Source organism: Pseudomonas sp. OA65, assembly GCF_017498305.1.
Lineage (GTDB): Bacteria > Pseudomonadota > Gammaproteobacteria > Pseudomonadales > Pseudomonadaceae > Aquipseudomonas > Aquipseudomonas zanjanensis.
This window is the reverse complement of record NZ_JAGDEZ010000051.1, coordinates 1,811-24,625: the sequence shown is the minus strand read 5'-3', so window position 1 is coordinate 24,625 and position 22,815 is coordinate 1,811. Positions and strand designations below refer to the sequence as shown.

1 protein-coding gene (running past one end of the window) is annotated in these 22,815 nt (G+C 64.2%); it reads right to left on the bottom strand.

Features of this window, described 5'->3' with window-relative positions:
• Positions 1–22,815: the 5' portion of a non-ribosomal peptide synthetase gene (locus J3361_RS26450; RefSeq protein WP_207967026.1), read on the bottom strand. 8,121 nt of this gene lie to the left of the window's left edge; only the first 22,815 of its 30,936 coding nucleotides appear in the window; it begins with the start codon at positions 22,813–22,815; the stop codon falls past the left edge of the window.

The window sequence follows — 22,815 nt, the reverse complement described above, 5'->3', positions numbered from 1 at the left end:
CTGTTCGCGGGACACCGGCACAATGCCGGGCCGGGTGCTGCGTGTCGCCTGGGAGAGCACCTGGGCCAGCGCGCTCAATTGGGGTTGGGCAAAGACATCGCTCAGGTTCAGCTCCATGCCCAATTGCGCACGCACCTGGGCGATCAAGCGCATGACCAACAAGGAATGGCCCCCCAGTTCGAAGAAATGATCATGACGGCCCACCGACTCGACCTTGAGCAAGGTCTGCCAGATCTGCGCCAGGACGATTTCCGTGTGGCCTTGCGGCGCTTCATGGGTGCGGCTGGCGTACGCCTCGGCATCGGGCATCGGCAAGGCCTGGCGGTCGAGCTTGCGGTTCGGCGTCAGCGGCAGCGCCGCCAGGCTGACGAACGCGCCGGGCAGCATGTATTCGGCCAATTGCGTCGACAACTGCGCACGCAAGGTCGCCGCGTCCAGGCGCGTCCCGGCCTGCGGCACCACATAGGCCACCAAGCGTTTGTCGCCCGGGATGTCTTCGCGCACGATCACCGCCGCCTCCTTGACCCCGGCACAGTCGCCCAGCCGGGCCTCGATCTCGCCCAGTTCGATACGGAAACCCCGCACCTTGACCTGGAAGTCGTTGCGCCCCAGGTATTCAAGGCGTCCGTCCGGACGATAACGGGCCAGGTCACCGGTCTTGTACATGCGCGCATCGGGCTGGTCGCTGAACGGGTCGGCCAGGAAGCGTTCGGCGTTGATGGCGTCCAGGTTCAGGTAACCACGCGCCACACCGTCGCCACCGATGAAGATTTCCCCCGCGACCCCGAATGGCACCGGCTGGCAGTGCCCATCGAGCAGGTAGATACGGGTGTTGGCCATCGGCCTGCCGATACTGGCATTACCGAGGATGCCTTCGGCCGCGTCATGCTCCATGTAGGCAGCCGTGCAGGACACCGTGGCCTCGGTCGGACCATAGGTATTGACCAATCGAGTATGGGCGGGACGCACCGCGTCCCACATCTGCAATTTCTGCGTCGACAAGGCGTCACCGGTGACGTTGACCAGCCGCACGTCGCGCAAATGGTCCCGAGCCTGGGCCGGCGCGCTGTGCCACTCGGCCACGAGGGTGTGCCAATGGGCCGCGGTCAGGTGCAGGAAGGTCGGGCGAATATCGCCATTTTGTTGCAACTCGGCGCTGCCAAACAGTTGCCGGGTGGGCGCCAGGGTGGCGCCGGCCAACAACGCCGGGAAGATTTCTTCCACCGACAGGTCGAAGTTCAAGGTGTTCTGTTGCAGCACCGTGTCCGCCGGCGTCAAGCCGAACAAGCGGACCGCATCGAGGCAATAATTGACCAGGCCCCGGTGTTCGATCATCACCCCTTTGGGATGGCCAGTGGAACCGGAGGTGTAGATGACGTAGGCCAGGTGGCGCGCGCCCAAGGAGACAACGAGCGGATTATCGTCACGACCGCCGGCAATCCCGCAACGCACGCGCTCGGCACGATTGAGCAGCACCACCGGTACCGTCAACGCTGGCAGACGACCGCGCAGCTCATCTTGGCTCAACAACGCCACCGGGGCACTGTCAGCGAGCATGTAGGCCAAGCGCTCGGCTGGAAACGCCGGGTCGAGCGGCACGTAACCGGCACCGGCCTTGAGGATGGCCAGCAGGCCGATGAGCATCTCGACGCCGCGTTCGACACAGATCGCCACCCGGTCATCCGGGCGGATACCCAGGCCGATCAGGTGATGGGCAACCTGGTTGGCCTGGCGGTTCAGTTCGGCGTAGCTCAGGCGCTCATCACCGAACACGACGGCGATGGCGTCTGGCTGAGCCGCGACCTGGGCCTCGAACAACTGATGGGTCGTCTGCTCACGTGGGTACGCGGCCTGGGTCGCGTTGAGGCCCGCCAGCAAATGCTCGCGTTCGGCGTTGTCCAACAGCGCGATCCGTTCGAGCTGGGCCTGGTCACTGGCGACCATGGCCCGCAGCAAGCGCTCGAAGTAGCCGAGGTAACGCTGCACCGTGCGCTCGTCGAACAACGCCTTGGCGTATTCGAGGGCGCCAAACAGTTGTCCTTGGATCTCGCCCAGTTCCAGGGACACGTCGAATTTGGCGACGTTGCTCGCCGCCCCCAGGCCTTCGAGTTTCAAGTCCCCCAGCACCAGTTCGGTGTTGTCATGGGTCTGCCACGACAGCATGGCCTGGAACAACGGGCTGTGGGCCAGGCTGCGCACCGGTTTGACCACCTCCACCACTTGTTCGAACGGCAAGTCCTGATGCGCCTGGGCGCCGAGGGCCTGGGTCTTGACCCGGGCCAGCAAGGTGGCCACGGTTGGCGCCCCCGAGAGATCGATGCGCACGGCCAGGGTGTTGACGAAGAAACCGATCAGCCCTTCGACTTCCGACCTCGTGCGGTTGGCCGCCGGCGAGCCGATGACCACTTCATCCTGGCCTGAAAGCCGACTCAACAGTGCGCCCCAGGCCGCCATCAAGGTCATGTACAGCGTGACGCCGTGGCGCTGGCTCAGGGCCTTGAGGCCCGCGGTCAGGTCAGCGTCGAACACCACCGGCAACGCCGCCCCGGCATAGTCTTGCTGCCCAGGACGCGCACGGTCGGTGGGCAGCATCAACAACGCCGGCGCATCGGCCAGGGTTTGCCGCCAGTAATCGCTCTGGGCTTGCAGCACCTCGCCGCTCAACCAGCGACGTTGCCAGACCGCGTAGTCGCCGTACTGCACCGCCAGGGCCGGCAGCGGATCGTTCAAGTCATGACGGAACGCCTCATAGAGCGCCGCCAGTTCCTTGATCAACACGCCAATGGACCAGCCATCCGAAACAATGTGGTGCATGGTCACCAGCAACACATGGTCTTCGCTGCCGAGGCGGATCAGCCGGCCGCGGATCAATGGGCCCTGTTCCAGGCTAAAGGTGTCGGCGGCTTCCTGGGCCGCCAGCGCGTGCAGTTGGCCCTCGGTGTCGGCCTGGCCGCCAAGGTCATGGTGCAGCAGCGCGAAACCAATGTCGGCCGGAGCGATGCACTGCCGAGGTTCCTGGCCCTGGGCCTGAACGAAGGTGGTCCGCAGGGCCTCGTGACGGGCCACGATGCGGTCCAGTGCCCGTTGCAAGGCGGGGCGATCCAGCACACCGCGCAGGCGCAGCCCGGCGGGCATGTGGTAGGCGGCGCTGGCCCCTTCCATCTGCGCCAGGAACCACAGGCGCTGCTGGGCGAACGACAGGGGCAGGTCGTCTTCGCGAGAAACCCGGACGATCTCCGGCAACGTGCTGCGCCCGGCCCGGGCCACTGCTTGTGCCAGGCCCATGAGCTGGGGCTGGGCGAACAGTTCCGTCAGGCCCAACTCCACGCCCAGGCGCAGGCGCACCTGGGAGATCAATTGAATCGCCAACAACGAGTGGCCACCCAGCTCGAAGAACTGGTCATGGCGCCCGACTTGCTGCAGGCCCAGCAGGTCTTGCCAGATCTGCGCCAGGGTGGTTTCGACTTCGCCTTGCGGGGCTTCGTAGCCACGGGTGATCAGCGCGTCGAGGTCCGGCGTCGGCAGGGCCTTGCGGTCGAGTTTGCCGTTGGGGGTCAGCGGTAGTGCGTCGAGGCGCACGTAGGCGGCGGGCACCATATACGCTGGCAACTGCGCTTGCAGGTGCGTGCGCAGGGCTTCGATGTCCAGCGCTTGATCTGGCGAGTGCTGGGTGAAATAGGCTACCAGGCGCTTGTCGCCCGGTATGTCTTCGCGGGCCAGGACCACGGCTTCTTTCAGCGCATCGTGGCGGGCGAGCTTGGCTTCGATTTCGCCCAGTTCGATACGGAAACCACGGATTTTCACCTGGTCGTCGTTACGGCCGAGGTATTCGATGTTGCCGTCCGGCAGGTAGCGGCCCAGGTCGCCAGTACGATACATGCGGGCGTTTGGAGCTGTGCTGAAAGGGTCCTTGAGGAAGCGTTCAGCCGTCAGGTCATCGAGGTTCAAATAACCCCGCGCCACCCCGGCACCGCCGATATAGATCTCCCCCGGTACGCCCAGTGGCACCGGTTGTTTGTGTTCATCCAGCAGATAGAACTGAGTGTTGGCCACCGGTTTGCCGATGTGTGCGGCAAAGCCATCCTCGCGAGCCATCGACACCCAACTCGAATAGGTCGTGGTTTCCGAAGGACCATAGAGGTTGCACAGACGCTTGACCTGGGTCTGCTCGAACAAGGTCTCCACCAGGCTGCGCTTCAAGGCTTCACCGGCGACGTTCACCGTGTCGACGCCCTCGCCTACGCCACCCGATTCCAGCAACGCCTTGAGCGCCGACGGTACGGTGTTGATCAAGGTGATGTCGTGCTCGCCCTGTTGCAGTTCCAGCACATTAGTGACGACTTCTATGCTGCCGCCAGACGTCAGCGGCGCGAAGCATTCGTAGACGGCCAGGTCGAAGTTCAGCGAAGTCGAGAACAGGGTTTTCGACAATGTGGCGTCATCGAAGGAACGATGGGCCCAGGTCAGGAAGTTCACCGTGTTGCGGTGTTCGATCATCACGCCTTTAGGCAGGCCCGTCGAACCCGAGGTGTAGATCACGTAGGCCAGGTGCGACGAGCTCAGGCCCGGCACTTGCGGATTGGGCGCCGCCTCGTCCTGCCAGACGCCCTTGTCGAGGTCGATCACCGGCACCGACGTTTCGCCCAACAGATGGCGGGTGCTGCCTTGGACCAGGATCGCCGCCGGAGCACTGTCTTGCAGCATGTAGGCAATCCGATCCAGCGGATACGCCGGGTCCAGCGGCACATAACCGCCGCCGGCCTTGAGGATCGCCAGCAAGCCAACCACCATGTCGATGCCGCGCTCGACACAGATCGCCACCCGCGAATCGGGCTGCACACCCTGCTTGCGCAGGTGATGAGCCAAGCGATTGGCGAGGCCGTTGAGCTCGCGATAATTGAGCTGTTGTCGGCCGTGACGCACCGCCACGGCATCCGGCGTGCGCTGCACCTGTTCCTCGAACAACCCGTGGAGGGTCTGCTCCCGGGGGTATTCGGCCTGGGTGGCATTGAAGTCCACCAGCAACCGTTCGCGCTCGGCCGCCGGCACGATCGACAGTTCCCGCAACGCCAGGTCTGGCGTGTGCTCCAACGCCGTCACCAGGCTGTCCAGCGCCGTGTGCATATACCCGCAGACACGCTGGGCCCCTACTTCGGCCACGGCCTGGGCCGTGAGCCGGAAACCTTCGCCCAGGTCGTCCACGTTAAGGCACAACGGATAGTTGGTGCGCTCTTCCATGCTCAGGGTCTGGATCCCGTGCCACGCCGAGATCGCCGTGTCGGACACCGCTTCAGCGGCACTGTGGCGATAGTTCAACAACGTGCTGAACAACGGCAGCGAAGCCGGTACGCCGCTGCAACGCTGCGCCAGGGACAGCGACGCGTGCTCGTGTCCGAGCAAGGCCGACAACCGGCCATGGGTCGCCCTGACACCGGCGCGGGCGCCTTGGGCGCCGACACTGACGCGCAATGGCAGCGTGTTGATGAACATGCCCAGGGCCCGATCGGCCCCGTCGCCGCCCTGCATCCGCCCCATCAGCACGGTGCCGAACACGACCTCTTCACGGCCCGAAACCCGCCCGACCACATGCCCCCAGGCCAGGTGGACCAGGCTTGCCGCGCTCACGCCGAGTTGACGGGCCTGGGCCCGCAGGCGCCGGGCCAGCGCGACATCTACGTCCTGATGCGCTTCTTCGATACCGCTGCCATCACCCTGCACATCCTGCAAGCCGAACGGCAGCGTCGGCTCGTCAATATCACCGAGCATCTCGCGGAAAAACGTTTCATGCTGCTCACGACTGACCCCAAGGCGCGCCTGGGCCACATGGTTGCGATAGGGCACGGCGGGCGACAGCAAGTGCGCCTGGTCCAAGAGACTGGCTTGCATCTCATGCACCACGACTTCCAGCGCCGTGTGGTCCAGCGCCATGTGATGGAACAACAGCATGCCGACCCAGCGCTGATTCGCCACGTCCTGGGCATAGGCCAGGCGCATCAATGGGGCCTGGGCGATGTCGAGGCGGTAATGGCGCGGATCGAATCGTCCGTGCAGTTGCTGCACCACATCGCCCGGCGCCGGGTCCACCTCGACCTCTTCCAGACCCAGGGTCGCGTGGCGCCATACCACTTGCACCGGTGCCGCCAGGCCTTGCCAGACCATGCTGGTGCGCAGGATATCGTTGCGCGACACCACGCTCTGCAAGGCGTGGGCAAAGGCTTGCAGCCGCTCGCGGTTGTCAAAGCCGAACAGCACCTGCAACACGTAGGGGTCGCCCTGCTCCGCGGCGAGGTGGTGGTAGAGAATCCCTTCCTGCAACGGCGCCAGGGCGTAGATGTCCTGCACATTCGCCACGCCACCCGGCACGGTGGCCACGATCCGGTCGATGGCGTCCTGGTCCAGGTCGGCCAGGGGCAGCATGTCCGGGGTGATGCGGGTACAGCCCTGCGCAATCGTGTTGTCCGGCACCACAATGTCCCTGACGCCGCCGACGGCGGCGGCCAACGCGCTCAGCGTCGGTTGGCCGAACAGCACCCGCACATCGGCGGCCAGCTCGACCTGGCGCATGCGCTCGATCAGCTTCACCGCCAGCAACGAATGGCCACCCAATTCGAAGAAGTTATCGTGACGGCCGACCTGCTCGAGCTTGAGCAAGTCCTGCCAGATGCGGGCGATGGCCGTCTCGACCTCACCTTGCGGGGCTTCGTATCCACGGCTGATCACGGCCGATTGATCCGGCGCCGGCAGGGCCTTGCGGTCGAGCTTGCCGTGGGTGGTCAGCGGGAATGTCTCGAGGACCACGAAGGCGCTGGGCACCATGTAGTCCGCCAGCGAAACCAGCAATTGCGTACGCAAGTCGGCGACTGACGGTTGCGCGCCGTCGGCGGCAATCACATAACCCACCAGGCGCTTGTCGCCCGGCTCGTCTTCACGGGCAATCACCACCGCCTCGCTGACCCCTTCGCAGGCCGCCAGCGTCGCTTCGATCTCGCCCAATTCGATACGGAAACCACGAATCTTCACTTGGTCGTCGTTGCGCCCCAGGTACTCGATACTACCGTCGGCCAACCAGCGGCCAAGGTCGCCCGTCTTGTACATCCGCGCGTTCGCCTCGGGGCTGAACGGGTTGTCGAGGAAACGCTCGGCGGTCAGTTCGTCACGGTTCAAGTAACCGCGACTGACACCCGCGCCGCCCACATACATTTCGCCGACCACCCCCACCGGCACCGGCTCGCGCCGGGCGTCGAGCACATACAGTTGCAGGTCGGGAATGCGCTTGCCGATCGGGCTGACGCCCGTCAACTGCGCGTCAGCCGCTTCAAGGGGGCGATACGTCACATGCACCGTCGTTTCGGTGATGCCGTACATGTTCACCAACTGCGTCCCAGCATTGGCGACGCGGGCATACCAGGGCTTGAGCATCCCGGTTTCCAGCGCTTCGCCGCCAAAGATCACCTGGCGCAGGCTGTGGCGCAGCTCGCTTTCGCCCTGGGCCGCGATCAACTGCCGGAAGGCGCTTGGCGTCTGGTTCAGCACGGTCACACCGGCCTCGCACAGCAACGCATAACAGTCTTGCGGGGAACGACTGACCAGTTGCGGTACCACCAACAGGCGACCGCCGTGGGTCAAGGCGCCCCAGATTTCCCAGACCGAAAAGTCGAAGGCGAAGGAATGGAACAACGCCCACACGTCTTGCGGGCCGAACTCGAACCACGGTTGGGTCGCCGAAAACAGCCGGGCGACGTTGCGGTGCTCGACCATCACACCCTTGGGCAACCCGGTGGAGCCCGAGGTGTAGATCACATAGGCCAAGTGATTGGCGGCCAAGCCAGGCACTTGCGGGTTGGCGACGGATTCGTCCTGCCAGCCGCCGTCATCGAGTTGCAGCACCGGCACCGAGACGCCAGCCAACAACGGTTGCGTAGCGGCTTGGGCCAACAGCGCAACCGGCGTACTGTCACGCAGCATGTAGCCGATGCGTTCCGCCGGATAAGCCGGGTCCACCGGCACATAACCAGCGCCGGACTTCAAGATGCCCAGCAGGCCAACGATCATGTCCAGACCGCGCTCGACACAGATCGCCACCCGGTCATCCGGACGAATACCCAGTGCCAGCAGGCGATGAGCGATCTGGTTGGCCCGGGCGTTGAGTTCGCCGTAAGTCAGTGCCTGATCCTCGAACACCAACGCCACCGCGTCGGGTTGCGTCGCGACCTGGGCCTCGAACTGGCGATGGATCAGCGCGTCATGGGCATAGGTCGCCTCTGTTGTATTCCAGGCTTCGAGCAATGCTCGGCGCTCGGCCGCCGGCAGCATCTTCAACCCGCTCAATGGGGCCAAGGGTGACTGTTCCAGCGCCTGCACCAGGTTTTCCACGACACATTGCACGTAGCCGCATACACGCTCGGCGCCAATCGGCGCCTGAGCCATGACCGTCAGGTTGAAGCCCTCGCCCAAGTCATCCACCGACAACGTCAGCGGATAGTTGGTGCGCTCTTCACCTTCCAAAGTCTGGATACCGTCCCAGGCGGCAATGGCCTCGCTGGAAGCCGTCTGCGCACCGAGGTGACGATAGTTGAGCAGCGCGCTGAACAGCGGCGCCGGCGCGGCCACTCCACTGCAGCGTTGCGCCAGGACCAGCGAGGCATGCTCATGCCCCAGCAACGCGGTCAAGCGCCCATGGGTCGCCTTGACGGCAGCGCGCACACCGTGTGCGCCCAGGCTCACCCGCAGCGGCAAGGTATTGATGAACATCCCCAGCGCACGGTCGGCCCCTTCTCCACCTTGCATGCGCCCCAGCAACACGGTGCCGAAGACCACGTCGTCCTGGCCCGAGACGTTGCCCAGCACCTGCGCCCACGCCAGGTGATACAAGCTTGCCGCGCTGACACCGAGCTGGCGCGCCTGTATCCGCAGACGCTCGCCCAGCCGGGCATCGACCGGTTGGCGGACTTCCTCGATACCGTGCCCGTCACCTTGCACGTCCTGCAGACCGAAAGGCAGCGTCGGTTCGGTCACATCCCCCAGCATCTCGTGGAAGAAGGCCTCGTGCTCCTCGCGGCTAACCCCCAACCGCGCCTGTGCCACGTAGGTTCGATACGGCACCGATGCCGCCAATTGCTGCCCCCGCCCGGCCATGTGCGCACCTATTTCTGCGGTGAGCATGCCCAGGGAGGTCGCGTCGTCGACCATGTGGTGGAACAGCAGCATGCCGACCCAGCGATTGTTCGCCACGTCTTGGGCATACCCGATCCGCATCATCGGCGCCTGGCGAATGTCCAGGCGATGGTGACGCGGATCCAGGTGTTCGCGCAGTTGCTCGGCGATATCCCCCGCCGCCGCGTCCAGGGCGATTTCATCGAGGCCCAGTTGCGCCTCGCGCCAGACCACCTGGACCGGTTCCTCCAAGCCCTCCCAGACCACCCCGGTGCGCAGGATGTCATGCCGGGACACCACGCTTTGCAGAGCCTCGGCGAAAAGGTCCAAGTGGGCGCGGCTGTCGAAAGCAAACAGCACGTATTGCAGATAGGGGTCGCCTTTGGCGGCGGCAAGGTGGTGATACAAGATCCCCTCCTGCAGCGGCGCCAGGGCGTAGATGTCCTGCACATTGCCCACGCCACCCGGCACCGTCGCCACGACGCGGTCGATCTCGTCCTGGCTCAACGTGGCCAGGGGCAACAAGTCTGGCGTGATCCGCGCACAATCGTCCGGGATACGGTTGGCCGGCACCTGGACTTCCTGGCTGCCGCCCACCGCACTGGCCAGCGCCGCCAGCGTCGGCTGGCCGAACAGCACGCGTACGTCGGCGGCCAGGCCGATCTGGCGCATGCGCTCGATCAATTTCACTGCCAGCAACGAGTGACCACCCATTTCAAAGAAATGATCGTGGCGGCCGACCCGCTCCACGTGTAGCAGGTCCTGCCAGATAGCGGCAATCGCGATCTCGGCCTCGCCCTGAGGGGCTTCGTATTCACGGGTCACTACCGACGACTGGTCCGGCACCGGCAAGGCCTTGCGGTCCAGCTTGCCGTTGGTGGTCAACGGGAACACTGTCAACATCACGAATGCGCTGGGCACCATGTATTCGGCCAGCGAACCGAGCAGTTCATCGCGCAGTTCGGCGGCCGACGGCGGCTCGCCCTCTTCGGCAATCACATAGGCCACCAGGCGCTGATCGCCCGGCGTATCCTGGCGCGCCACCACCACGGCTTCTCGCACACCGTTGCACGCGGCCAGCTTGGCTTCGATCTCGCCCAACTCGATACGGAAACCGCGAATCTTCACTTGGTCGTCGTTGCGACCCAGGTACTCGATGCTGCCGTCGGCCAACCAGCGACCCAGGTCGCCCGTCTTGTACATCCGCGCGTTCGCCTCGGCGCTGAACGGGTTGTCGAGGAAGCGCTCGGCGGTGAGTTCGTCACGGTTCAAGTAACCGCGACTGACACCCGCGCCGCCCACATACATTTCGCCGACCACCCCCACTGGCACCGGCTCGCGCTGGGCGTCGAGCACGTACAGTTGCAGGTCGGGAATGCGCTTGCCGATCGGACTGACGCCGGCCAACTGGGCGTCGGCCGCTTCAAGCGGACGATAGGTCACATGCACCGTCGTTTCGGTGATGCCGTACATGTTCACCAGTTGCGTCCGGGCATTGGCCTGGCGGGCATACCACGGTTTGAGAATGCCGGTTTCCAGGGCTTCGCCACCGAAGATCACCTGGCGCAGGTGGTGGTTCAGGTCGCTTTCACCTTGGGCGGCAATCAACTGGCGGAAGGCACTCGGCGTCTGGTTGAGAATGGTCACGCCTGCTTCGCACAGCAAGGCATAGCAGTACTGCGGGGAACGGCTGACCAGCTGTGGCACCACCAGCAAGCGACCGCCGTGGGTCAAGGCGCCCCAGATTTCCCAGACCGAGAAGTCGAAGGCAAAGGAATGGAACAGCGCCCACACGTCCTGCGGACCAAACTCGAACCACGGTTGGGTCGCCGAAAACAGCCGTGCGACGTTGCGGTGTTCGACCATCACGCCCTTGGGCAATCCGGTCGAACCCGAGGTGTAGATCACATAGGCCAGGTGGCTGGCGTCCAGGCCCGCCACGTCAAGATTGCGCCGCGGCTGCTGGCTCATTTCATCGGCGTCGGCCGGGTCGAGCAGCAAGGTGGGCACCGCCAACACCGGCAGGCTGTCGCGCCATTGCGGCTGGGTCACCATCGCCACGGGACCGCTGTCATTCAGCATGTAGGCGATACGCTCGGGTGGATAAGCCGGGTCCAGCGGTACATAGCCCGCACCGGCCTTGAGGATGCCCAGCAGGCCAATGATCATGTCCAGACCGCGCTCGACACAAATCGCCACTCGGTCATCCGGACGAACACCCTCGGCCACCAGGCTGTGGGCCAGTTGGTTGGCGCGGGCATTAAGCTCGCCGTAGGTCAGTGCCTGGTCTTCATGCACGACGGCCACGGCGTCGGGTTGAGACGCGGCCCAGCCCTCGACTTGCCGATGGATCAGGGCATCGTCGGCATACACGGCGTCGGTGGCGTTCCAGGTTTCCAGCAACTGCCGGCGTTCGGCCGGTGGCAGGATCGCCAAGGCGTGCAGTGGCGTTTGCGGTGCCTGCTCCAGGGCCACGACCAGGTTTTCCAAAGCCACCTGCATGTAATCGCAAATACGCTGCGCGCCAATGGCCGTATCGACCATCACGGTGAGGAAGAAGCCGTCACCCAGGTCATCGACATTGAGGGTCAACGGATAGTTGGTCCGCTCATCACCACCCAGCGCGTTGATCCCGCTCCACGCCGACAGGGCGTCCTCGGTCACCTGGACCGCACTGTGACGGTAATTGAGCAAGGCGCTGAACAGCGGCGTCGGCGCGACCACGCCGCTGCAGCGTTGCGCCAGGGCCAGGGACGCGTGTTCATGGCCCAGCAACGCCGTCAATCGCCCATGGGTGGCCTTGACGCCGCTGCGCACATCCTGGGCGCCCACGTCCACCCGCAACGGCAGGGTGTTGATGAACATGCCCAGGGCACGGTCGGCGCCGTCGCCACCCTGCATCCGGCCGAGCAGGACCGTACCGAACACCACCTCCTGCTTGCCGGATACCTTGCCCAACACCTGGGCCCAGGCCAGGTGCACCAGGCTGGCGGCACTCACCCCCAGGTGGCGTGCCTGTGTCCGCAGGCGCCTGGCCAACGCCAGGTTCACCGACTGACGGACTTCATTGATGCCGTGCCCCTCACCCTGCACATCCTGCAGACCAAAGGGCAGTGTCGGCTCGTCGATATCGCCGAGCATGTCGCGGAAAAATGCTTCGTGTTCCTCTTCGCTCGTCCCCAGGCGAGCCTGGGCCACGTAGTTGCGATAAGGCATCGCTTCGCCCAACTGGCCGTCCTCGCCCAGCAGGTGCAGTTGCATCTCGTGCTGCATCACATCCAGGGCGGTGTGGTCCAAGGCCAGGTGATGGAACAACAAAATCGCGACCCAGCGATCCTGGGCCTCATCCCGGGCGTAAGCCAGGTGCAGCAGCGGCGCCCGGCCCAAATCCAGGCGACTGTGCCGCGCATCGAAACGGCTGGCCAGTTGCGTGACAACGTCGCCAGCCGTGGCATCGGCAACAATGCACTGCGGCTCCAGCACCACTTGGCGCCAGACCACCTGCACGGGCTCATCCAACCCTTCCCAGACCACACTGGTGCGCAGGATGTCGTGGCGATCGATCACCACTTGCAGCGCACCGATGAAGGCGTCGAGGCGTTCCCGATTGTCGAAGGCAAACTGTGACTGCAACACGTAGGGGTCGCCTTGTTCGGCGGCCAAGTGGTGATACAGAATCCCTTCCTGCAACGGTGCCAGGGGGTAGATGTCCTGCACGTTGCGCGTACCACCTGGCACCGTTGCGACGATCTGGTCGAGGCTGTCCTGGGACAGGTTGACCAACGGCAACAGCTCCGGGGTGATGCGCTCGCAATCCAAGGGAATCAGGTTCGCGGGGACACTCACTTCCCTGCCGCTGCCAATCGCCGCGGCCAGCGCGGCCAAGGTTGGCTGGCTGAACAGCACGCGCACGTCGGCGCTCAAGCCGGCCTGGCGCATGCGTTCGATCAGCGTCACGGCCAGGAGCGAATGGCCGCCCAGTTCGAAGAAGTGATCGTGACGACCCACCTGCTCGACCTTGAGCACCTCGGCCCAGATCCGCGCCAACGTCTGCTCCACCTCGCCCTGCGGCGCTTCATAGTCGCGAGAGGCATAGGCCTCGGCATCCGGCGCCGGGAGCTCACGGCGATCCAGCTTGCCGTTGGCGGTCAGCGGGAAGGCTGGTAGCACCATGAAGGCGCTGGGCAGCATGTAGTCGGCCAGCACGCTCGACAACTGCTCGCGCAATTCACGTACCGACAAGGTCACGCCCGGTTCGGCAATCACATAACCGACCAGGCGCTTGGGACCGGCATCGTCTTGCCGCGCCAGCACGACCGCGTCTTTCACGCCTGGGCATTGGCCCAAGCGGGCTTCGATCTCGCCCAGTTCGATGCGGAAACCGCGGATTTTCACCTGGTCATCGTTGCGGCCCAGGTAATCCACCGCGCCGTCCGCGCGCCAGCGGGCCAGGTCGCCGGTGCGGTACAGCACGGCGTCTGGATCGGCACTGAACGGGTCGGTGACGAACTTCTCGGCGGTCAGCTCAGGGCGATTCAGATACCCTTTCGCCACGCCGTCGCCACCGATGTACAACTCGCCGGCCACACCGATGGGCACCGGTTGTTGATTGGCGTCCAGCACATAGACGCGGGTGTTGCCAATCGGACGACCAATCGGGATACCGCCCTCGCCCACCTGCTTGATTTCGTAGGTGGTGGTGAAAGTGGTGGCCTCGGTCGGGCCGTAGCCGTTGAGCAGGTGCAGCGGTGCACCTTCTTTCAGGACGCGGCCGATCACGGCCGGGTCGAGCACATCGCCGCCGACGATCAGGTAGCGCAATTGGGCGAACACGGACAGCAGTCCGGCGGCGTATTGGTGGAACAGACCGGCGGTCATCCACAACACGCTCACCGATTGCTCTTGCAGCAAGGCCGCAAAACGTTCTTGCGTCAGCAGCACATCCTGGTCGACCACCACCACGCAACCGCCATTGAGCAACGGTGCCCAGACGTCCAGGGTGCTGGCATCGAACGCCGGGTTGGAGGCAAAGGCGATGCGGTCGTGTTCGTTGAAATCGGCATAACCGTTGTTGATCACCAGGCGGTTGATTGCCCGGTGCGGCACCAGCACACCTTTCGGGGTGCCGGTGGAACCGGAGGTGTACATGATGTAGGCCACCGATTCGCTGCTTTGTATCAGTCTCAGGTCGTGATCCGCCTCGTTATCCAGGACCACGGTGTCCAGATCCACACGGGCCGTCCCCTCCGGCGCGGTCATCGTGCTCAGGGTCAGAAGCGTCCGCGCACCGCTGTCGCGCACCATGAAGTCCTGCCGTTCCGGCGGTGCGCTGACGTCCAGCGGCACGTAGACCGCGGCGCACTTGAGGACCGCCAGTTGGCTGACCAGCAGCTCGATGGAGCGTTCCAGCACAATCGCTACCCGGTCACCCGGTTGAATTCCCTGGCCAATCAAATGGCGGGTCAGGCAATTGGCCCGGCGGTTCAGCTCGGCGTACGTCAGGCCATGCCCGTTGTGCACGACCGCCGTTGCCTCCGGACGCGCCTTGGCCTGGGCTTCGAACAGGCCATGGACGGTCCTGTCCTGGGGAAAGCTGCGGGTGGTGGCGTTGAAATCCACCAGCAATTGCCGACGCTCGGTCGATGGCAGGATCGACAGGCTGTGCAACGGCGCCTGCGGGGCCTGTTCCAGCGCCTCGACCAGATGCTCCAGGGCGATATTCATGTAGACACATATGCGCTGCGCACCGATTTGCGGCACCGCCAGCGCCGACAAGTGAAAATCTTCGCCCAGGTCGTCCACCGACAAGGTCAGCGGGTAGTTGGTGCGCTCTTCGTTGCTCAGCAGTTGGATGCCGTCCCAGGCCGCCAAGGCTTCGCTCGAGGCAACCCCTGCGGCGCCGTGCCGGTAATTGAGCAAGGCGCTGAACAACGGCAGCGGCGCGGCCACGGCGCTGCAACGCTGGGCCAGGGCCAAGGAGGCGTGTTCGTGGCCCAACAGACCGGTCAGGCGCGCGTGGGTGGCTTTCACCCCGTCACGCACGCCTTGGGTTCCAACCCCTACCCGCAACGGCAAGGTGTTGATGAACATACCCAGTGCCCGGTCGGCGCCGTCGCCGCCCTGCATTCGCCCCATCAGCACGGTGCCAAACACTACGTCCTGCTTGCCGGACACCTGTCCCAGCACCTGCGCCCAGGCCAAGTGATGCAGGCTCGCGGCGCTCACGCCCAACTGCCGGGCCTGGGCCCGCAAACGGCGGCTCAACTCGGCAGGCAGGCTCAGCCCGGCCTCTTCGATATCGCTGCCATCGCCACGGACGTCCAGCAGACCGAACGGTAATGTCGGTTCGTCGACATCACTCAGCATGTCACGGAAGAACCCTTCGTGCTCCGCGCGACTCACGCCCAAGCGGGCCTGGGCCACGTAATTGCGGAACGGCACCGCTTCGCCCAACTGCTCGGCCTGGCCCAGCAGGTGCGCCTGCATCTCGTGCTGTACCACTTCCAGCGCCGTGTGATCGAGGGCCATGTGATGAAACAGCAGCATCGCTACCCAGCGCTGATTGGCCGGATCCTGGGCATATGCGATGCGCATCAACGGCGCCTGTTGCATGTCCAGGCGGTAATGCAATGTGTCGAATCGCTCGCGCAACTGCTCGGCGATATCGCCTGCTTCGGCGCTCAGCACCAGCTCTTCCACCGCCAGTTGCGCTTTGCGCCAGACCACTTGCACCGGCTCGTCCAGCCCTTCCCAGACCACCGAGGTGCGCAGGATGTCATGGCGATCGATGACGCCTTGCAGGGCCAGGGCAAACGCCTCCAGCCGTTCACGATCCGCAACGATGAACGTGGCCTGCAACACATAGGGATCGCCCGTGTGCGCGGCGATGTGGTGATAAAGAATGCCCTCCTGCAACGGCGCCAACGGGTAGATATCCTGCACGTTGCGCGCACCGCCCGGCACCGTTTCCACGATGCGATCGATGTCCAGCTGGTCCAGCGCCACCAAGGGCAGCATCGACGGCGTGATCCGGGTACAGCCCAGCAAAATGCCGTTTTCCGGCACCACGATCTCGCCGCCACTGCCGACTGCGGCGGCCAGCGCCGCGAGCGTTGGCTGGCTGAACAGCACCCGCACGTCCGCCGACAAGCCGAGCTGGCGCATCCGGCCAATCAGGCTCACCGCCAGCAGCGAATGCCCGCCCAGTTCGAAGAAATGGTCGTGACGACCCACGCGCTCGACCTTGAGCAGGTCTTGCCAGAGCTGCGCCAGGGTGGTTTCGACCTCGCCTTGCGGGGCTTCGTAGCCTCGAGTGATCAGCGCGTCGAGGTCCGGTGTCGGCAGGGCCTTGCGATCAAGTTTGCCGTTCGGTGTCAGCGGCAGTGCGTCGAGGCGAACGTAGGCAGCAGGCACCATGTAGGCCGGTAACTGCGCTTGAAGATGCGTGCGCAGGGCTTCGATGTCGATTGGCGAATGCTGGGTGAAATAGGCCACCAGGCGCTTGTCGCCCGGTATGTCTTCGCGGGCCAGGACCACGGTTTCTTTCAGCGCTTCGTGGCGGGCGAGCTTGGCTTCGATCTCCCCCAGTTCGATGCGGAAACCACGGATCTTGACCTGATCGTCGTTGCGGCCCAGGTATTCGATGTTGCCGTCTGGCAGGTAGCGTCCCAGGTCGCCAGTGCGATACATGCGGGCGTTCTCGGCCTTGCTGAACGGGTCCTTGAGGAAGCGTTCAGCCGTCAGGTCATCGCGGTTCAAGTAACCCCGCGCCACCCCGGCACCGCCGATGTAGATTTCGCCCGGTACGCCCAATGGCACCGGTTGCTTGTGTTCGTCCAGCAGGTAGAACTGGGTGTTCGCGACCGGTTTACCGATATGCGCAGCAAAGCCATCCTCGCGAGCCATCGACACCCAACTCGAATAGGTCGTGGTTTCCGAAGGGCCGTAGAGGTTGCACAGGCGCTTGACCTGGGTCTGTTCGAACAAGGCTTCAACCAGGCTGCGCTTCAAGGCTTCACCGGCGACGTTCACCGTGTCGACGCCCTCGCCCAACCCACCCGATTCCAACAACGCCTTGAGGGCCGAGGGCACGGTGTTGATCAGGGTGATGTCGTGCTCGCCCTGTTGCAGTTCCAGCACATTAGTGACCACGTCGATGCTGCCGCCGGAGGTCAGCGGCGCGAAGCACTCGTAGACGGCCAAGTCGAAGTTCAGCGAGGTCGAGAACAAGGTTTTCGACAATATCTTTGAGTCGAACGAACGATGGGCCCAGGTCAGGAAGTTCACCGTGTTGCGGTGCTCGATCATCACGCCTTTAGGCAGGCCGGTCGAACCCGAGGTGTAAATCACGTAAGCCAGGTGCGAGGACGTCAGCTCGGCGACCTCGGGATTCTGGACGGATTCGTCCTGCCACAAACCGCTGTCGAGATTGATCACGGCCATCGATGCATCGCTCAACAGCCCAACCGTAGCGTCCTGCGCCAACACCGCTGCTGGCGCGCTGTCTTCCAACATGTAGGCAATCCGATCCAACGGATACGCCGGGTCCAACGGCACATAACCGCCGCCGGCCTTGAGAATCGCCAGCAGCCCCACGACCATGTCGATACCGCGCTCAACACAGATCGCCACCCGCGAATCCGGCTCCACGCCCTGCTTGCGCAGGTGATGGGCCAAGCGGTTGGCCCGTTCGTTCAACTCGCGATAAGTCAGGCGCCGCTCGCCACGAACCACCGCCACCGCATCCGGCGTACGCTGGACCTGCGCTTCGAACAACCCATGGATCGTCTGCTGCCGCGGATAGTCAGCCTCGGTGGCGTTGAACGCCACCAACAATTGCTCGAGTTCCGCCGCAGGCAAGATCGACAGACGATACAAGGCTGCCTGGGGCGTCTGTTCCAGCGCCTGCACCAGTGTTTCCAGCGCCGTATACATAAAGGCGCAGATCCGTTGCGCGCCGATCTGTGGCGCAACCAGCACGGTCAGGTTGAAACCGTTGCCCAGGTCATCGACGTTCAACGTCAGCGGGTAATTGGTGCGTTCCTCACCGTCCAGTACATGAATCCCCTGCCAGGCGTCCAACGCCTGGGTCGAGGCCGTACCCGTGACGCTGTGGCGATAGTTGAGCAAGGCGCTGAACAGCGGCAACGGCGCCGCCACGCTGCTGCAACGTTGCGCCAGTGCCAGCGAGGCATGTTCATGGCCCAGCAGCTCCGTCAACCGTGCATGGGTCGCCTTGACGCCGGCCCGTACGCCTTGCAGGCCGACATCCACGCGCAACGGCAAGGTGTTGATGAACATGCCCAGTGCGCGATCGGCTCCGTCGCCACCTTGCATGCGGCCCATCAGGACCGTACCGAACACCACGTCCTGCTTGCCGGACACCTTGCCCAGCACCTGTGCCCAGGCCAGGTGCACCAGGCTCGCGGCACTGACCCCAAGCTGACGCGCCTGCGCCCGCAGGCGCAGGTCAAGCGCGGCATCTATCGGTTGCCTGGCCTCCTCGATGTCGAGGCCATCGTTCTTCACGTCCTGCAGGTCGAAAGGCAAGGTGGGCTCGTCGATATCGCCAAGCATTTCCCGGAAGAAGAGTTCATGTTCTTCGCGACTCACCCCCAACCGCGCCTGCGCCACATAGTTGCGATACGGCACCGCGTCGCTCAGTTGCCCGGCTTCACCCAACAGGTGTGCCTGCATTTCCTGTTGCACCACCTCCATGGCCGTATGGTCCAGGGCCATGTGATGGAACAACAGTGTCGCGACCACGCGCTGATTGCTGTCGTCCTGCCCGTAGGCCAGGCGCATCATCGGTGCCTGGGTGACGTCCAGGCGGTGATGCCGTGGGTCGAAGCGCTGGCGCAGTTGCGCCGCGGCATCGCCAGCGGCAGGATCGAGGTCGACCGCTTCCACAGGCAGCTTCGCTTTACGCCAGACCACCTGGACCGGTTCGTCCAGGCCCTCCCAGACCACACTGGTGCGCAAGATGTCGTGTCGATCGATCACCACTTGCAGTGCCTGGATGAACGCATCGAGGCGTTCACGGTTATCGAAGGCGAACTGGGTCTGCAACACATACGGGTCGCCCTGTTCGGCAGCCAGATGGTGATAAAGAATGCCTTCCTGCAACGGTGCCAGCGGGTAGATGTCCTGCACGTTGGGTGCGCCGCCGGGCACGCTCGCGATGAGTCGGTCCAGGGTTTGCTGGGGCAGGCTAAGCAGCGGCAAGAGGTCGGGGGTGATGCGCTCGCAGCCCAGGGGAATCAGGTTCCCAGGGACACTGACTTCCTTGCCACTGCCGATGGCCGCCGCCAGCGCGGCCAGGGTTGGTTGGCTGAACAGCACACGCACGTCGGCGCTCAAGCCAGCTTGACGCATGCGTTCGATCAGCGTGACCGCCAGCAGCGAGTGGCCACCCAGTTCGAAGAAATGGTCGTGGCGACCCACCTGCCCAACCTTGAGCACTTCGGACCAGAGCTGCGCCAGTGTCTGTTCGATCTCGCCCAAGGGGGCTTCGTATTCGCGACTGGCATAGGCCTCGACGTCTGGAGCCGGCAGCGCACGGCGGTCCAGCTTGCCATTGGCGGTCAGCGGGAAGGACGCCAACACCACAAATGCACTGGGCACCATGTACTCGGCCAGGGCTGCGGCCAGCTCGGCGCGCAGTTCCTGCACTGACAAGCTGACACCTTCCTCGGCAACCACATAACCCACCAGGCGCTTTGCCCCCGGCTCGTCCTGTCGCGCCAGCACTACCGCGTCTTTCACGCCGGCACACTGGCCAAGGCGAGCTTCAATTTCGCCCAGTTCGATACGGAAACCGCGGATCTTCACCTGGTCGTCGTTACGCCCCAGGTAATCCACCGTGCCATCGACGCGCCAACGCGCCAGGTCGCCAGTGCGGTACAGCAGGGTTCCTGGATCGGTATTGAATGGGTCGCTGACAAACTTCTCGGCGGTCAGCTCGGGGCGGTTCAGGTAGCCTTTCGCGACGCCGTCGCCACCGATGTACAACTCGCCCACCACGCCGATGGGCACTGGCTGCTGGTTGGCGTCCAGCACGTAGACGCGGGCGTTGCCAACAGGACGGCCAATCGGGATAGCCCCCTCGCCGACTGTTTCGATTTCATGGGTGGTGGTAAAGGTGGTGCCTTCGGTCGGGCCGTAACCATTGAGCAGATGAACCGGCGCGCCCTCCTCCAAGACGCGGCTGATCACCGCCGGATCCAGCACATCGCCGCCGACGATCAGGTAACGCAGCTTCGCGAATACAGCCATAAGGCCAGCAGCGTATTGATGGAACAGACCGGCCGTCATCCACAACACGCTGACCGATTGCTCGGCCAATAGCGCGGCAAAACGTTCCTGGGACAGCAACACGTCCTGCTCGACCACCACCACGCAACCGCCGTTGAGCAACGGCGCCCAGACGTCCAGCGTACTGGCGTCGAAGGCCGGGTTGGAGGCGAAGGCGACCCGGTCCCGGGCGTTGAAATCGGCATAGCCGTTGTTGATCACCAACCGATTGATCGCCCGGTGTGGCACCAGCACGCCTTTCGGCGTGCCGGTGGAACCCGAGGTGTACATGATGTAGGCGACCGATTCGGCGTTCTGCATCAAGTTCAAGTCATCAGCGGCTGCGCCAGTCAGGTCCAGCGTATCCAGGTCCACGCGCACGGTGTCCCCAGGCGTGGCCTGGGTGCTCAGGGTCAGCAGGGCCCGCGCCCCGCTGTCCTGCGCCATGAAATGCTGACGTTCCAGGGGGGCGCTGACGTCCAGCGGTACGTAGGCAGCGGCGCACTTGAGGATCGCCAACTGGCTGACCAGCAGCTCTATCGAACGCCCCAGAAGGACCGCTACCCGATCACCCGGCTGCACCCCAAGGCCGACCAGATACCGGGCCAGGCGGTTAGCCCGGTCATTCAACTCTGCGTAGGTCAGGCTGTATTCGTCATGCACCGCCGCCAGTGCCTGCGGGCGGGCCTGGGCCTGGGCCTCGAACAGGCCATGAACGGTCCTGTCCCGGGGATAGCGGCGAGTGGTGGCGTTGAAATCCACTAGCAATTGCCGACGTTTGTCCTTCGGCAGGATATCGAGTCGACACAGCGGTAACTCCGGCGTTTGCTCCAGTGCCTGGACCAGGCTTTCAAGCGCCATCAGCATGTAGTCGCCCGTGCGCTGCGCGCCGATCTCGGCCAAGGCCAGTACGCTCAGGCTGAAGCCTTCGCCCAAGTCGTCCACTGACAAAGTCAACGGGTAGTTGGTGCCCTCGGCACCGCCCAGCACATGCAGCCCTTCCCAAGCGGCAAAAGCCTCGGTGGTAGGCGCTTGCGCAGTGCCGCTGTGCCGGTAATTGAGCAATGAACCAAACAGCGGAGCCGGCGCTGGCACACCGCTGCAACGCTGGGCCAGGGCCAACGATGCATGCTCATGCCCGAGCAAAGCCGTCAGGCTCGCGTGGGTCGCTCTCACCCCCTCGCGCACATCCTGCCCCGTCAGTTTCACCCGCAGCGGCAGCGTATTGATGAACATGCCCAGCGCGCGGCCGGCACCGTCACCACCCTGCATTCGCCCCATCAGCACGGTGCCGAACACCACATCCTGCCGGCCGCAAACCCCGCCCACCACCCGCGCCCAGGCCAAGTGGTGCAGGCTGGCCGCACTGACACCCAACTGACGGGCCTGTATGCGCAAGCGACGGCTCAACGAGGCCTCGACCGGCAGGTGCGCTTCCTCGATCACCGGTTCACGTTCGGGGACCTCGGCAAAACCCAGTGGCAGCGTCGGTTCATCAACGTCGGCCAACATGTCGCGGAAAAACGTCTCATGGGATTCAGGGCCCTCGCCCAGCCGGACCTGTGCCACGTAGTTACGATACGGCACAGCGGCGGGCAGCCCCTCGGACTTTCCGAGCAGGAACGCCTGCATCTCATGCTGCACCAGCTCCAGTGCCGCATGGTCCAGCGCCATGTGGTGGAACAACAGGATCGCCACCCAGCGTGCGTTGACCGGGTCCTGCGCACAGACCAGGCGCATCAGCGGCGCTCGTCCCACGTCCAGGCGGTGATGCCGGGTGTCGAAGCGCTGTTGCAGTTGCCAGACAATGTCGCCATCGGCCGGATCAAGCGCGAGTGCTTCCAGCGCCAACCGCGCTTTGTGCCAGACGACTTGCAGCGGTTCGTCGAGCCCTTCCCATACCACCGAGGTGCGCAGGATGTCATGGCGGTCGATCACCCCTTGCAGCGCCTGGGCAAAGTCATCCAGCCGCGTGCGTTGATCCGCGCCGAACAAGGCTTGCAACACATAGGGATCGCCCTGTTCTGCGACGAGGTGATGGTAAAAAATGCCTTCCTGAAGCGGTGCCAGGGGGTAAATGTCCTGCACATTGCCGGCCCCACCAGGCACGCCGTCGACAATCCGGTCGATTTCCTCCTGCGTGAGCCTGACCAGCGGCAGCATGTCCGGGGTAATACGGAATGCCGGACTCAGCCAGTCGCCACCATTTCTCTCCACCAGGTCGAGCAATTCATGCTTATGGACAATGAGGCTGTCCCACAGCGCGTTGTCCAGTCCTTCGTCGTCGCCCAGGATCACAAGGTTGTCGTCGTCCTGTTGGAGACGGATCGGGTGCTGGGACAGAGCTGTCATCAATTCGCTGAATTGCAT